Source organism: Intrasporangium chromatireducens Q5-1 (assembly GCF_000576575.1).
Classification (GTDB): Bacteria; Actinomycetota; Actinomycetes; order Actinomycetales; family Dermatophilaceae; genus Intrasporangium_A; species Intrasporangium_A chromatireducens.
The window spans coordinates 1-935 of sequence record NZ_AWQS01000525.1; the positions used below are offsets into that span (position 1 = coordinate 1).

Consider the following 935-nt stretch of genomic DNA (forward strand, 5'->3'; position numbering starts at 1 on the left):
CCCCGCCCCTGGCCACCACTTTCACCTCCCGAGTAACAGGCCCTGACCCGCGGAAACGTGATAACTGGTTGCAGGCCAGACAGGATGCCAACGGGCCGGTCGCCACTCTTCTCCTGCAATGGGACAGCGAAATCGCATCCAGGCTGGCCCGCTTCCCGCTGGATGATGCGCGCGCCCGGTCGTTACCGCGCCCGCTGTGCCCGTTTATCGAGGCGTGGCTCGGCCGGCAACCGACTACATCGACGCGATCTACGGGACCGGGCTGGGCACCACGGCCAGGTAAGGGCCAACCCGCCAGCCGGACTCGGCCGAGCGACCGGTCACGTTGTCGGCGAACCGAGCTGAGCGGCATACCTGCTCGTCTGCTCAGCTTTGCGGACGAGGTCCTTGCACCCCGACGGTTCAGCGCTCCAGACTGAAAGTCACCAGTACGCCGCGAGGAAGGAGCGCCGTGGCCGAGCCGAGCGGGATCGACCCGAGCGTCGCGCCGAGCGGAGACGGTTGCCTCGAATGTGATGAGGCCGGCGGCTGGTGGTTCCACCTGCGCCGCTGCGCCCAGTGCGGACACATCGGGTGCTGCGACACCTCGCCGTCGCAGCACGCCACCGCTCACGCCCGGCAGACCGGCCACCCCTTGATCACCAGCTTCGAGCCGGGCGAGCACTGGTACTACGACTATCGGAGCGACCAGATGCTCGACGGGCCCCGGCTCGGGCCGCCCGAGCACCATCCCATCGACCAGCCGACGCCCGGCCCCCGCGGCCGCGTTCCGGCCGACTGGCAACAGCACCTGCACTGACGCGTCGGCGCACCTGGCTCGTCCCCACCGAGACGTGAGCCTGTCCTCCGGACGCCGGCCGAGCCGCCCGCGACCGACATCATCACCCAGGAGGTATGACGCTCAGCCGGCTTGCGCTGGAAGCGCGCTCAGCGGC

The 935-nt window shown here is 69.6% G+C and carries 1 protein-coding gene; it reads left to right on the plus strand.

The features are described from left to right. The first annotated feature begins 451 nt into the window (after window positions 1-451). The gene (locus N864_RS22695; protein ID WP_034722928.1) at window positions 452-799 is read left to right on the plus strand and encodes a UBP-type zinc finger domain-containing protein; all 348 of its coding nucleotides are present in this window, start codon (window positions 452-454) and stop codon (window positions 797-799) included. Window positions 800-935 lie beyond the last annotated feature (136 nt).